General features: G+C 67.5%; 8 protein-coding genes. 5 read left to right on the forward strand and 3 right to left on the reverse strand.

Translation table 11 applies throughout. The features are described 5' to 3' along the window. Positions 1 to 269: 269 nt before the first annotated feature. Together nirD and nirB are read right to left on the reverse strand one after the other, a co-directional pair. A complete protein-coding gene (gene nirD / locus AAFN46_RS04580) occupies positions 270 to 620 on the reverse strand; it encodes a nitrite reductase small subunit NirD (RefSeq protein WP_347807512.1) in 351 nt (116 codons plus the stop codon). Beyond that, the gene (nirB, locus tag AAFN46_RS04585; protein WP_347807513.1) at positions 620 to 3178 is read right to left on the reverse strand and encodes a nitrite reductase large subunit NirB; all 2559 of its coding nucleotides are present in this window, start codon (positions 3176 to 3178) and stop codon (positions 620 to 622) included. The genes nirD and nirB overlap by 1 nt, the downstream gene beginning before the upstream one ends. Positions 3179 to 3579: 401 nt before the next feature. Here nirB and AAFN46_RS04590 point away from each other — a divergent pair, with 401 nt between their 5' ends. The 4 genes from AAFN46_RS04590 (at position 3580) to AAFN46_RS04605 (ending at position 8798) form a co-directional block, all read left to right on the forward strand. Continuing rightward, on the forward strand, positions 3580 to 4314 hold the full coding sequence (locus AAFN46_RS04590) for a TOBE domain-containing protein (protein WP_347807514.1): 735 nt from the start codon (positions 3580 to 3582) through the stop codon (positions 4312 to 4314). A 229-nt stretch (positions 4315 to 4543) separates the two neighbouring features. Then, positions 4544 to 5842, forward strand: a complete 1299-nt coding sequence (locus tag AAFN46_RS04595) for a dicarboxylate/amino acid:cation symporter (protein WP_347807515.1) — start codon at positions 4544 to 4546, stop codon at positions 5840 to 5842. Positions 5843 to 6389: 547 nt separating this feature from the next. Next, on the forward strand, positions 6390 to 8117 hold the full coding sequence (aceK, locus tag AAFN46_RS04600; RefSeq protein WP_347807516.1) for a bifunctional isocitrate dehydrogenase kinase/phosphatase: 1728 nt from the start codon (positions 6390 to 6392) through the stop codon (positions 8115 to 8117). A 90-nt stretch (positions 8118 to 8207) separates the two neighbouring features. Further along, on the forward strand, positions 8208 to 8798 hold the full coding sequence (locus tag AAFN46_RS04605; protein ID WP_347807517.1) for a DTW domain-containing protein: 591 nt from the start codon (positions 8208 to 8210) through the stop codon (positions 8796 to 8798). Positions 8799 to 8978: 180 nt separating this feature from the next. Here AAFN46_RS04605 and AAFN46_RS04610 read toward each other — a convergent pair whose 3' ends face one another. After that, positions 8979 to 10907: a transglycosylase SLT domain-containing protein gene (locus AAFN46_RS04610; RefSeq protein ID WP_347807518.1), complete on the reverse strand. Its 1929-nt coding sequence runs from the start codon at positions 10905 to 10907 to the stop codon at positions 8979 to 8981. Positions 10908 to 11045: 138 nt separating this feature from the next. Between AAFN46_RS04610 and AAFN46_RS04615 the strand changes: the two genes are divergently transcribed. Then, positions 11046 to 12959 (forward strand): ATP-binding cassette domain-containing protein, encoded by a 1914-nt coding sequence (locus AAFN46_RS04615; RefSeq protein WP_347807519.1) that lies wholly within the window; start codon positions 11046 to 11048, stop codon positions 12957 to 12959. Positions 12960 to 13014: the final 55 nt, after the last annotated feature.

Raw genomic sequence — 13014 nt, forward strand, 5'->3', positions numbered from 1 at the left:
AGGAGGGCCTCGCTTTCCAGGGCATGCCGGCGAGCCATCGCTATATGGTCGTCTATATAACGCTAGTCGAACGCCTGCGTCCCCAGTTTCCTGGGCATAGTGCTAGCTGTGGAGGAGTCGAAGGGCGGGGCGGCGTCAGCTGTGCATGAGGCCAAAAGCTGACTGTGAAGTCAACAAGATTCGCGTGAGGGGCGCGCGACTGGGGTGGCGAGCGGGGGCCGAGTCGCGCAATGGCCGCCCGGTGGGCACCGGGCGGCCATGCTGTCGGCTCAGAGGCGCACTTCCACCCGTTCGCCGTTGAGCCGTGCCGGCCATACCGGCAGGTTCAGCTCAGGGTATTCCAGGCAGCCGCCGTCGCTCAGGCGAAAGTGCTGCTTGTACAGCGGCGAGGCGATCACCAGTTCGCCCTGCAGGTGGCCGATGATGCCGCGACCTATCACGTTGGCGCCGGACTTGGGGTCGCAGTTGCCGATGGCGAACACCTGCTGCTCGGTCTCCGGCAGGTAGAACAGCGCCACCTGCTGGCCGCCCAGCAGGGCGACCACGCCGGAGCCCGCCACCAGGTCGGCGGCACTGCACAGCGGCTGCCAGGTGTTTTCGAGGTTGAGTGCGGAGTTCATCAGACGGCTTCCTCGGTCAGGGGGATGAGTTGCAGTTCATCGGCGCGCGCCGGGCGGCGCTGGCCGCGTTCGCGGACGAAGTGGATATCCGGGTCGCCGCCGTGCTCGTTGACGAAGGTGCGGAAGCGCTTGAGCTTGTCCTCGTCCTTCAGCGCGTTGGCCCATTCGCATTCGTATCGGTCGACCACCAGCTGCATCTGCGCTTCCAGCTCGGCGGCCAGGCCCAGGCTGTCGTCGATGACCACGGCCTTGAGGTAGTCCAGGCCGCCTTCCAGCGACTCGCGCCACACCGAGGTGCGCTGCAGCTTGTCGGCGGTGCGGATGTAGAACATCAGCAGGCGGTCGATGTAGCGGATCAGGGTGGCGTCATCCAGGTCGGTGGCGAACAGCTCGGCGTGGCGCGGGCGCATGCCGCCGTTGCCGCACACGTAGAGGTTCCAGCCGTTCTCGGTGGCGATCACGCCGATGTCCTTGCTCTGCGCCTCGGCGCACTCGCGGGTGCAGCCGGAGACTGCGAACTTGAGCTTGTGCGGCGAGCGCAGGCCCTTGTAGCGGTGTTCGATGTCGAGGGCCATCTTCACGCTGTCCTGCACGCCGTAGCGGCACCAGGTGCTGCCGACGCAGCTCTTCACCGTGCGGGTGGACTTGCCGTAGGCGTGGCCGGTCTCGAAACCGGCGGCGATCAGCTCGCCCCAGATGTCCGGCAGCTCGTGCAGCTGGGCGCCGAACAGGTCGATGCGCTGGCCGCCGGTGATCTTGGTGTAGAGGTCGTACTTCTTGGCCACCGCGCCGATAGCGATCAGCCCGTCCGGGGTGATCTCGCCGCCGGGGATGCGCGGCACCACGGAGTAGGTGCCGTTCTTCTGCATGTTGGCCATGAAGGTGTCGTTGGTGTCCTGCAGCGGCACCAGCGAGGGGTTCATGATCGGCTGGTTCCAGCACGAGGCGAGGATCGAGCCCACCGCCGGCTTGCAGATGTCGCAGCCGACGTGGCCCTTGCCGTGCTTGGCCAGCAGCTCCTCGAAGCTCTCGATGCCCTCCACGCGGACGAAGTGGTAGAGCTCCTGGCGGGTGTAGGCGAAGTGCTCGCACAGGCTCTTGTCGACTTCCACGCCGCGGGCGGTCAGCTCGTGCTCGACCACCTGCTTGAGCAGCGCCGCGCAGCCGCCGCAGCCGGTGGCCGCCTTGGTGCAGGCCTTGACCCCGGCGATGTCGCTGCAGCCGCCGTCGATGGCTGCGCAGATGGCGCCCTTGCTGACGTTGTGGCAGGAGCAGATGGTGGCGCTGTCCGGCAGGGCATCGGCGCCCAGGGCCGGAGCGCCTTCGCCGGCCGGCATGATCAGGCTGGCCGGGTCCTCCGGCAGCTGGATGCCGTTCTGCGCGTACTGCAGCAGGGTGTCGTAGTAGCTGTTGTCGCCGACCAGCACGGCGCCGAGCACCTGCTTGCCGTCGGCCGAGACCACCAGGCGGCGGTAGCTGGCGCTGGCTTCGTCGATGTAGCGGTAGCTCTTGGCTCCCGGCATGGCGCCGTGGGCGTCGCCGATGGAGCCGACGTCGACGCCGAGCAGCTTGAGCTTGGTCGACATGTCCGCGCCGAGGAAGGGCTGGGCCTCCTGGCCGCACAGCTGGGCGGCTACGCCGCGGGCCATCTGGTAGCCGGGGGCGACCAGGCCGAAGATGCTGCCGTTCCAGGCCGCGCATTCGCCGATGGCGTAGATGTGCTGGTCGCTGGTCAGGCACTGGTCGTTGATCGCCACGCCGCCGCGCGCGCCCATGTCCAGGCCGCAGGCACGGGCCAGGGCGTCCTGTGGGCGGATGCCGGCGGAGAACACGATCAGGTCGGTCTCCAGGTAGTCCTCGCCGGCGAAGTTCATGCGGTAGCGGTACTCGTCGCCGGCGCTGATCGACTGGGTGGCCTTGGACAGGTGCACGCCGACGCCCAGGTCCTCGATGCGCTGTTTCAGGGCGGCGCCGCCGAAGTCGTCCAGTTGCACCGGCATCAGGCGCGGGGCGAATTCCACCACATGGGCCTCCAGGCCCAGGGATTTCAGGGCATTGGCCGCCTCCAGGCCGAGCAGGCCGCCGCCGACCACCACGCCGCGACGCTTGCCGTTGGCGGCGGCGCGGATGGCGTCGAGGTCGTCCAGGGTGCGGTAGACCAGGCGCGACTCGCCCTCGGCGCCTTCGATCGGCGGCACGAAGGGATAGGAGCCGGTGGCCAGCACCAGCTTGTCGTAGCCGAAGCGGCCCTTGGCGGTGACCACCTCGCGCTTGGCGCGGTCGATCTCCAGTACCTGGCAGCCGAGGTGCAGAGTCAGACCGTCGGCCTCGTAGAGCGAGGCGGCGCTCATGGCCAGGGACTCGGCGTCGCGGCCGCCGAAGTACTCGGACAGGTGCACGCGGTCGTAGGCGCGCTGCGCCTCTTCGCCGAACACCTCGATGCGGTACTGCGCCAGGGCGCCGCCCGCGAGCAACTGCTCGACACAGTGGTGGCCGACCATGCCGTTGCCGACGACGATCAGCCGTTGCTTGTCTGTGGAGGTGTCTGTGCTGTTCATGGCATTTCCCGGCCGAAGCTCATCAGGTTTTTCCGCGGCAAATAAAAAGGCGCCTGAGACCTCGCGGTCTCAGGCGCCTTTGCCTGTTCTATGCGGTGCCTGCAGGGGCACCTCTATGTCCATCGTCGCGATCGCCATTGATCGCGTGGACGACCCGGCAGGGCGGGCTCGTGACGGACTATGCAGCGGCTGTGCCAGTTTGCTTGCAGCCCTCTACGGCCGGGCCTTGTGGCCATATCGGGCACTCGCGGCAACGCCTGGGAGACCCAAAAAGAGGCGCGCGGGGCCCGCGCTGCCCCATTGTGAAACGCGCGGGGCTCCTTCCGCGCTGTTTGCCTCAGCCCGAGTAGCGGGCGCCCGGTGCTACCATCGCCGTCAACCTGGGACAAGAAGTGGATGCGATGAAGCTGGAAGGGCGTTTCTGGATCACCCGCAATGGCCAGAGGCTGGCAGGCGAGGGACGCATCGAACTGCTCGCGCGCATCGCCGACTGTGGCTCGATCACCCGGGCGGCCAAGGTCATGGGCATGAGCTACAAGGCGGCATGGGATGCCGTGGATGCGATGAACAAGGCGGCCGGGGAGCCCCTGGTGGAGCGTTCTGTGGGCGGCAAGGGCGGTGGCGGCACGCGCCTCACCGCCGCCGGCTGCGAGCTGATCGAGCGCTTCCGCCTGCATCAGCGGGAGCATCGCCGTTTTCTCGCCAGCCTGGAGGAGGGCCAGGCCGCGCCCGGCGCGCTGCGCACCAGCGCGCGCAACCAGTTGACGGGGCGCGTGCTGGCCATTCGTCCCGGCGACCTGTGCGACGAGGTCGAACTGGGGCTCGCCGGCGACCAGCGCCTGCTGGCCGCCATCACCCACGGCAGTACCGAGCGATTGGGCCTGAGCCTGGGCGACAGCGTTCTGTTGCTGGTCAAGGCGCCCTGGGTACACCTGGTCGACGAGGCCGGAGCGTTGCAGGGCGAGCTGCGGGAGCTGCGCCGTGGCGCCAGTCACTGCGAGGCGCAGGTCGAGTTGCCCGGCGGCGTGCGGCTGACGGCGTTGCTCGGCATCGACGCGGCCGATGCCATGCGACTGCGGGTCGGGCAGCGGGTCGGCCTGCAGATCGATCCGCAGCAGGTCATCCTCTGTCTCTAGTCGGCCTGGCGATGGCCCGCCATGGCCTTGGCGGATATTCGCCATTCGGCTCGCCGAGGCTGTCGCTGGCTGCACTATATGTGTTTGTTTTTAAAGGATTTTAATCTTTATATGAGTCTGGCATAGCGCTTGCCGTTGGGTCTTCAGCCCCTCAGGGGGCAGCCAAGAACAAGACCCCAAGCGCCACCCGCCGCCGCGGCGCCACCGCGCGCCGCGAAGAGGAACTGCCATGACCCGCAAACCCTTGTACAAGAGCCTCTATGTCCAGGTGCTGGTGGCTATCGCCATCGGCATCCTGCTCGGCCACTTCTATCCCGAGACCGGTGTGGCGTTGAAGCCGCTCGGCGACGTTTTCGTCAAACTGATCAAGATGGCCATCGCGCCCATCATCTTCTGCACCGTGGTCAGCGGCATCGCCGGCATGCAGGACATGAAGGCGGTGGGCAGGACCGGCGGCTACGCGCTGCTGTATTTCGAGATAGTCTCCACCGTCGCCCTGGTCATCGGCCTGCTGGTGGTCAACCTGGGCCAGCCGGGCGCCGGCATGCACGTCGACCCGAGCACCCTGGATGCCAGCAGCATCGCCGCCTATGCCAAGGCCGGCGAGGCGCAGAGCACGGTGGCCTTCCTGCTCAACGTGATTCCCGGCACCGTGGTCGGTGCCTTCGCCAACGGCGATATCCTGCAGGTGCTGTTCTTCTCGGTGATCTTCGCCTTCGCCCTGCAGCGCATGGGCGACTACGGCATGCCGCTGCTGGAGTTCATCGACCGCATCGCCCAGGCGATGTTCGGCATCATCAACATGATCATGAAGGTCGCGCCCATCGGTGCCTTCGGCGCCATGGCCTTCACCATCGGCCAGTACGGCGTCGGTTCGTTGGTGCAGCTGGGCCAGCTGATGCTGTGTTTCTACATCACCTGCCTGTTCTTCATCCTCGTGGTGCTGGGCGGCATCGCCCGCGCCCACGGTTTCGGCATCCTCAGGTTCATCCGCTACATCCGCGAGGAGCTACTGATAGTGCTGGGCACCTCGTCCTCCGAGTCGGCCCTGCCGCGCATGCTGACCAAGATGGAGAAGCTGGGGGCGAACAAGTCGGTGGTCGGCCTGGTGATCCCCACCGGCTACTCCTTCAACCTGGACGGCACCTCGATCTACCTGACCATGGCCGCGGTTTTCATCGCCCAGGCCACCGACACGCCGATGGACATCAGCCATCAGCTGACCCTTCTGGCCGTGCTGCTGATCGCCTCCAAGGGCGCCGCCGGCGTCACCGGCTCGGGCTTTATCGTGCTGGCGGCCACGCTATCGGCGGTGGGGCATCTGCCGGTGGCCGGCCTGGCGCTGATCCTCGGCATCGACCGCTTCATGTCCGAGGCACGCGCGCTGACCAACCTGATCGGCAACGGCGTGGCCACTTTGGTGGTCGCCAAGTGGTGCAAGCAACTCGACGAGGGCACCCTGCGGCGCGAGCTGGCCGAGGGCGGCAAGCCGTCGACCGAGCTCGGCGCCGTGCGCGAGACCGCCTGAGGCCCCGTGAATCCGCCGCCCGGGTAGTCCGGGCGGCGCTGTCCCGGGCCCGCCCTCGTCGGCGGGCCTTTTCGTTTCGGTGAACATTTGTATGACGGACTTCGCATTTCGCTCGCATGGCACGAGCCAAGCGGGGCAGGGCGCGGCTTAATACGGGCCTGCGTAACGACTCTGGAACGGATGCCATGTCGAACCTCTCGCGCCCGTGCGCGCCCCGGGAAGCCGAAGCCCTGCCGCCTCGCTCCTGCCCGCTACTTCGCACCTCCCGCCCGGCGCTCCGGCCTCGCCTGCCTGGTCGCGTCACCATTTCTCGTTGCACTTCTGCTCGCGCCGCCCGCGTGGATTACCCGCGGCCGCGCTGACACCTCCGCTCGACCCGAGAGCCTTTAGGCGATGTCCCCCGGCATCGCCTTTTTTTTTGCGCGGCCGAACGCCGTGCGGTCGCGGTTCGCAAAATGACCGGGCGGACTGGTTCCCGCTGCGGCTTTTCCTCGGCGCCCGCTTCTGGCTAAGCTCGTCCTTTCGCCCATGCAGCAGAGGCTCTCCCATGTCGCAGCAACGCCCGGCCGCCGATATCGCCCGCCTGATACTCGAAGGGTTCGACGACTATCGAGCGGACTTTCGCGAGATCACCAACGGCGCCCGCGCCCGCTTCGAGCAGGCGCAGTGGCAGGAGGTGCAGCGGCTGTCGGCGGCGCGCATCAACCTGTACGAGGACAAGGTTGCCGAGGTGGTCGAGCGCCTGCGCCAGGCCTTCAGCGCCGAGCAGCTGCTGGACATCGACCTGTGGCCGTTGGTGAAGAGCGCCTATATCGGCCTGATCGACCTGCGCAACGACGACGAGCTGGCCGAGACCTGGTACAACTCGATCTTCTGCGGCCTGTTCAGTCACGACAAGATCAGCGACGGCTGCATGTTCATCCACACCACCCGGCCTTCGCTGCGCTCCCACGAACGCACCCCGCAGACCCGTAGCTACCGGCCGCGCGGCGATCTCAGCCAGGCGCTGCGGCAGATCTTCACCGACTACGCCTTCAGCGTGCCCTACGAGGACCTCGAACGCGACCTGGCGCGCCTCGAGGAGCAGCTGCGCAGCAACCTGCCGGACTGGGTGTGCAAGGACCAGGCACTGTGCATCGAGCTGTTCTCCTCGACCCTGTATCGCAACAAGGGGGCCTACCTGGTCGGGCGCATCTTCACCCCGGACGAGCAGTGGCCGCTGGTGTTCCCGCTGCTGCACCGCGAGGGCCAGGGCGTGCAGATCGATGCCCTGATCACCGACGAGGCGGAAGTCTCGATCATCTTCTCCTTCACCCGTTCCTACTTCATGGTGCGGGTGGAGATTCCGGCGGAGTTCATCGGCTTTCTCAAGCGCATCCTGCCGGGCAAGCACATCGCCGAGCTGTACACCTCGATCGGCTTCTACAAGCACGGCAAGTCGGAGTTCTATCGCGCCCTGATCAATCACCTGGCGGGTACCGACGACAGGTTCGTCATGGCGCCCGGGGTGCGCGGCATGGTCATGAGCGTGTTCACCCTGCCGGGCTTCAACACGGTGTTCAAGATCATCAAGGACCGCTTCTCGCCGTCGAAGAACATCGACCACGCCACGGTGATCGACCGCTACCGCCTGGTCAAAAGCGTCGACCGGGTCGGGCGCATGGCCGATACCCAGGAGTTCTCCGACTTCCGCTTCCCGGTGGCCAAGTTCGACCCCGAGTGCCTGGAGGAGCTGCTGGAGGTGGCGCCCTCCACGGTGCAGATCGAGAACGGCAACACCGTGCTGATCCGCCACTGCTGGACCGAGCGGCGCATGACCCCGCTGAACATCTATCTGGAGCACGCCAACGAGGCGCAGGTGCGGGAGGCGCTGGAAGACTACGGCCTGGCCATTAAGCAGCTGGCGGCGGCCAACATCTTCCCCGGCGACATGCTGCTGAAGAACTTCGGCGTCACCCGCCACGGCCGCGTGGTGTTCTACGACTACGACGAGATCAGCTACCTCACCGAGGTCAACTTCCGCCATATCCCGCCGCCGCGCTACCCGGAGGACGAGATGTCCAGCGAGCCCTGGTACTCGGTGGGGCCGAACGACGTGTTCCCCGAGGAGTTCCCGCGCTTCCTGTTCGCCGACCTCGGCCAGCGCCGCCTGTTCGCCCAACTGCACGGCGACCTGTACGACGCCGACTACTGGAAGAGCCTGCAGGAGGCGATCCGCGCCGGCAAGGTGATCGACGTGTTCCCCTATCGGCGCAAAGCGGATCGCATCGCCTGAGGCGCAGCCTGCCGCCTGGCCGAACGCTGCAATCGCTGGGCCTGTAGCTCGGGTCGCTGTGGCACACTGCGCGGCCGGAGGAAGCCCACCATGTCCCGAGCGCGCTGCGAGCGCTGTGCCCGCCCGCTGAGCCACTGCCTGTGCCACCTGATCCCGCGTCTGCCGAGCCGCAGCCGGGTGCTGATCCTGCAGCACCCGGATGAGGTCGGCCACGCGCTGAACACCGCGCGCCTGGCCGCCCTGGGCCTGGAGAACTGCGAGCTGCGGGTCGGCGAGCGGTTCGCCGAGCTGGCGCTGGACCCGGCCTATCGCAGCTGCCTGCTGTTTCCCGGCGAGGCGGCGCGGACGCTGCCCCTGCCCGACGACGACCCGCGCCCGCTGCAGCTGGTGGTGCCGGACGGCACCTGGCGAAAGGCGCGCAAGCTGCTGCACCTCAATCCCCAGCTGGCGGCGCTGCCGCGCGTCTGCCTGCCGGCCGGGCTGCAGTCGCGCTACCGCCTGCGCAAGGCGCCGGCGGAGGGCGCCCTGGCGACCCTCGAGGCTATAGTCGCGGCGCTCGAACTGCAGGAGGCGCCGGCGCGTTTCGACGCGCTGCTGCGGCCGTTCGAGGCGCTGATCGAGGGGCAGATCGCGGCCATGGGCGAGGACACCTACAGGCGCAATCACCAGCCTGGTCGTTGAGTGCCGTTTCGTAGGCTGGGTTAGCCGCATCGCGGCGTAACCCAGCGCTTGGGGCACATGAGGCAAAGTCTGGTGGGTTACGGCCTGCGGCCTAACCCACCCTACGCAGTATCGTGTTGCCTCGATGTATAGCGGGGCATAGCCAAACAAAACGGGCGCCCTGGGGCGCCCGTCGCGTTGTCACTGATCGTCGAAGAAGCGTTCGTGCCAGTCCACCAGCTTCTGCGGCGCGCCGAGCTTCTGCCCGTAGATCACCGAGTAGGACAGCACGTTCTGCACGTACTGGCGGGTCTCGTCGAACGGGATGTTCTCCACCCAGACGTCGAAGGCCAGGTGGTCGGCGCCGCGCAGCCACTGGCGCACTCGGCCGGGGCCGGCGTTGTAGGCGGCCGAGGCGAGCACCCGATTGCCGTTGAACTGGCCGTGCACCTGGCTCAGGTAGGCGGCGCCGAGCTGGATGTTCTTCTCCGGCACCAGGGCCTGCTGCGGATTGCCCAGGGCGATGCCGAACTTGCGCGCGGTCTCCTTGGCGGTCGCCGGCATCAGCTGCATCAGGCCCATGGCGCCGACCGGCGAGCGGGCGTCGGCCATGAATGCGCTCTCCTGGCGGGTGATGGCGAATACCCAGCTCGAATGCAGGCCGCGCAGCTTGGCCTGGGAGGTCAGGCTGCTCTTGTAGGCCATGGGGAAGCGGATATCCAGATCGTCCCAGTACTGCGCCTGGCTGATGGTGCGGATGGCCGGGAAGTACCAGCCCTTGTCGTAGGCCAGGCGGGCCTGGGCCACCAGTTCCTCGCGGCTGAACAGGCGGCTGACGTGGTACCACTCGCGGCGGCCGTCGACGATCTGGCCGCGATCGTGGAACTCCAGGGCGCGGCGGATGCCGGCGGTGTTGCGCACCCTGTGCAGCAGCTGCGGGTCGATGACCATGGGCTTGTGGTTGAGGCTGTAGGGCACCTCGATGCGGTCGGCGGCGAGGAAGCCGTAGAAGTCGCGCTCCTTGGCCAGCGGCTGGTAGAGGGCGACGGCCTGCGGGTTCTGCGGCTGGGCCAGCTGCAGGCTGCGCGCCTGCCAGTAGCGCCAGCGGCTGGTGCCGGCCAGATCCTGCGGCATGCGCGCGGTCAGTTGGTGGGCCTCGTCCCAGCGGCCATGGCGCAGCAGCAGGCGCGCGCGCCACTCGGACACGGTGTTGTCGCGCAGCTCGGGGTCGTACTGGGCCATCACCTGGAGCGCGCGGATATCGAAGCGCTTGGCCAGGGTCAGGCCGATCTCGCGGGCGATGGCCACCTTCTCCTCGGCGGAGAAGGGCAGTTTGCCGGCATAGACCTGCAGCAGGCCCAGCGCCTTCTCCGGATCCTGGCGCGCCAGGCGGCGCAGGCCGAGGCCGGCGGCGTCGGCCATATGGCGGTCGGCCGGGGCGAAGCGCGCGGTCTGGCTCATGATCTGCGGCTTCTGCGCCGCCTCGATCATCAGCTGGCCCTGTTTGCCCAGGCTCGGCAGGCCCTTGACCAGGTAGCTGGCCAGGCCGTAGTTGCGCGCCTCGGCGGCCAGCTTGGCGCGTTGCCAGCGGCGTTCCTCGGTGAGCTGGCCGTCGGCGCGCCAGGTGCCGAACAGGGTATCGCAGGCCTCGGGCTGGGACTTGCCCACCAGCCACAGCTTCTCGGCCGCCTGGCGGGCCTCCGGCAGCATGCGCTGCTTGTACAGGTACTGGCCGTACAGGCAGTCCAGCTCGGTGAAATTGAGCTTGGGGTCGTAATGGTTGGCGAAGGTCTGCCATTCGCCGCGCTCGGCCAGCCAGCGCAGCCAGCGCAACTTCATCCAGCCGGCCTGGGGCAGGTCGCCGTGTTCGGTGAGGAAGGCCTCGATCTCGTCGTTGCTCGCCCACTTCAGCCGCGCGGTGAGCTCCTCGTAGGCCAGATAGGGCTCCAGCGGGTAGTCGCGCAGGGCCGAGGCATAGCGCAGGTAGGGGCCCTTGTCGCCCTTGGCCAGGGCGCGCTTGGCCTCGTCGTACATCTGCCGTTGCTGGGTCAGGTTGGCGGCTTGGGCGGCGTCGGGGGCGAGGCTGCAGATAAAGAGTGCGGAAAGCAGGCAGAACAGAGGGCGGCGCATGACACATCCGGCGAGAGGGGGTAAATGAAGCATACTGGCGCTAGCTTAGCCGGTTGCGCGGGGCGGGAGAATGCCGTCGGGGTCTGTGCGTCACAACTCGGTTAGAATGCGCGCCCTGTTTCCCGAGGTGCTCCCGTCATGACCCTGCTGAAGTTTTCCGACGTATCCCTGGCCTACGGCGCCATGCCGCTGCTGGACGGAGTGTCCTGGCAGATCGCCCGGGGCGAGCGGGTATGCATCATCGGGCGCAACGGCACCGGCAAGTCGAGCCTGCTGCGCCTGGTCAAGGGCGACCAGATGGCCGACGACGGCGAGGTCTGGCGCGCCCCGGCGCTGCGCATCGGCGAGCTGCCACAGGAGCTGCCGCGCGCCGACGAGCGCACGGTGTACGACGTGGTGGCCGAGGGCCTGGCCGATGTCGGCCGGCTGCTGGCCGAGTATCACCACCTGAGCCAGCACATCCAGGGCGACGACGACCTGGCCAAGCTCACCCGCGTGCAGCAGGAGCTGGAGGCCAAGGACGGCTGGCGCCTGCAGCAGCTGGTGGAGAGCACCCTCAGTCGCCTGCAGCTGCCGGCCGACAAGACCCTGGCCGAACTCTCCGGCGGCTGGCGCCGCCGCGTGCTGCTGGCCCAGGCGCTGGTGGCCGAGCCGGATCTGCTGCTGCTCGACGAGCCGACCAACCATCTGGACATCGGCGCCATCGCCTGGCTGGAGGAGGCCCTGCTGGGTTTCGGCGGCGCCGTGCTGTTCATCACCCACGATCGCTCCTTCCTGCAGAACCTGGCCACGCGCATCCTCGAGCTGGATCGCGGCCACCTGATCGACTGGAACGGCGACTACGCCAGCTTCCTGGTGCACAAGGAGCAGCAGCTGGCGGCCGAGGAAACGGCCAACGCGCTGTTCGACAAGCGCCTGGCCCAGGAGGAGGTGTGGATTCGCCAGGGCATCAAGGCCCGCCGCACCCGTAACGAGGGCCGCGTGCGCGCGCTCAAGGCCATGCGTGCCGAGCGCAGCGAGCGGCGCGAGCGCCAGGGCAAGGCGAGCATCCAGCTGGAGGCCGCGGAGAAGTCCGGCAAGCAGGTGATAGTGGCGGAAAATGTCAGTTTTGCGCACCCAGGGGGAGCCGCGCTGGTGCGCGATCTCTCCCTGGTGCTGCAGCGCGGCGACCGCATCGGTCTGCTCGGGGCCAATGGCACCGGCAAGACCACGTTGCTCAAGCTGTTGCTCGGCGAGCTGAGTCCGACTACTGGCACGATAGTGGCAGGGACCAAGCTGGAGGTGGCCTACTTCGACCAGTTGCGCCACCAGTTGGAGCCGGAAAAGACGGTGATAGACAACCTCGCGGAGGGACGCGAGTTCATCAGCATCGATGGCCAGAACCGCCACGTGCTGAGCTATCTGGGGGATTTCCTGTTCAGTCCGCAGCGTGCCCGTACGCCGGTCAAGGCGTTGTCCGGGGGGGAGAGGGCGCGCCTGTTGCTGGCTAAGCTGTTCAGCAAGCCGGCCAACCTGCTGGTGCTGGACGAGCCGACCAACGATCTGGACGTGGAAACCCTCGAACTGCTGGAAGAGGTCCTGCTGAATTTCCCCGGTACGGTGCTGATGGTCAGCCACGACCGGGCCTTCCTCGACAACGTGGTGACCAGCACCCTGGTCTTCGAGGGGGAGGGCAGGGTGCGCGAGTACGTCGGCGGCTACCAGGACTGGCTGCGCCAGGGCGGTTCGCCGCGCCTGCTGGGTGTCGGCGAGAACAAGCCGGCCAAGGCCGATACCGCCGCACAGCCTGACCCGGCTCCGGTGGAGAATGAGATTTCAGCGGCTCCGGCCGCGAAGAAGAAGCTCAGCTACAAGCTGCAGCGCGAGCTGGAGGCCATCCCCGGGCAGATCGACGCCCTGGAGGCCCAGCTGACGGAACTGCAGGCGCAGATCGCCGATCCGGCGTTCTACCAGCAGGCCCCGGACATCACCGGGCCGGCGCTGGAGCGTCTGCAGCGTCTGCAAGAAGAACTGGACCAGCTATTGGAGCGCTGGGCCGAACTGGAAGCCTGAGAGGCCTGCACGCGGTTCGCCACACTGGACGAGCACGGTGCGAGGCCCGAGTAGC

The sequence above is a fragment of the Pseudomonas sp. CAU 1711 genome (assembly GCF_039888625.1).
Classification (GTDB): domain Bacteria; phylum Pseudomonadota; class Gammaproteobacteria; order Pseudomonadales; family Pseudomonadaceae; genus Aquipseudomonas.

What these genes read in the sequence shown, in the direction of transcription:
- AAFN46_RS04615 (WP_347807519.1), top strand. Translation starts at nt 11,046, where the DNA reads ATGACCCTGCTGAAGTTTTCCGACGTATCCCTGGCCTACGGCGCCATG.
- AAFN46_RS04605 (WP_347807517.1), top strand. Translation starts at nt 8,208, where the DNA reads ATGTCCCGAGCGCGCTGCGAGCGCTGTGCCCGCCCGCTGAGCCACTGC.
- aceK (WP_347807516.1), top strand. Translation starts at nt 6,390, where the DNA reads ATGTCGCAGCAACGCCCGGCCGCCGATATCGCCCGCCTGATACTCGAA.
- nirB (WP_347807513.1), bottom strand. Translation starts at nt 3,178, where the DNA reads ATGAACAGCACAGACACCTCCACAGACAAGCAACGGCTGATCGTCGTC.
- AAFN46_RS04590 (WP_347807514.1), top strand. Translation starts at nt 3,580, where the DNA reads ATGAAGCTGGAAGGGCGTTTCTGGATCACCCGCAATGGCCAGAGGCTG.
- AAFN46_RS04610 (WP_347807518.1), bottom strand. Translation starts at nt 10,907, where the DNA reads ATGCGCCGCCCTCTGTTCTGCCTGCTTTCCGCACTCTTTATCTGCAGC.
- AAFN46_RS04595 (WP_347807515.1), top strand. Translation starts at nt 4,544, where the DNA reads ATGACCCGCAAACCCTTGTACAAGAGCCTCTATGTCCAGGTGCTGGTG.
- nirD (WP_347807512.1), bottom strand. Translation starts at nt 620, where the DNA reads ATGAACTCCGCACTCAACCTCGAAAACACCTGGCAGCCGCTGTGCAGT.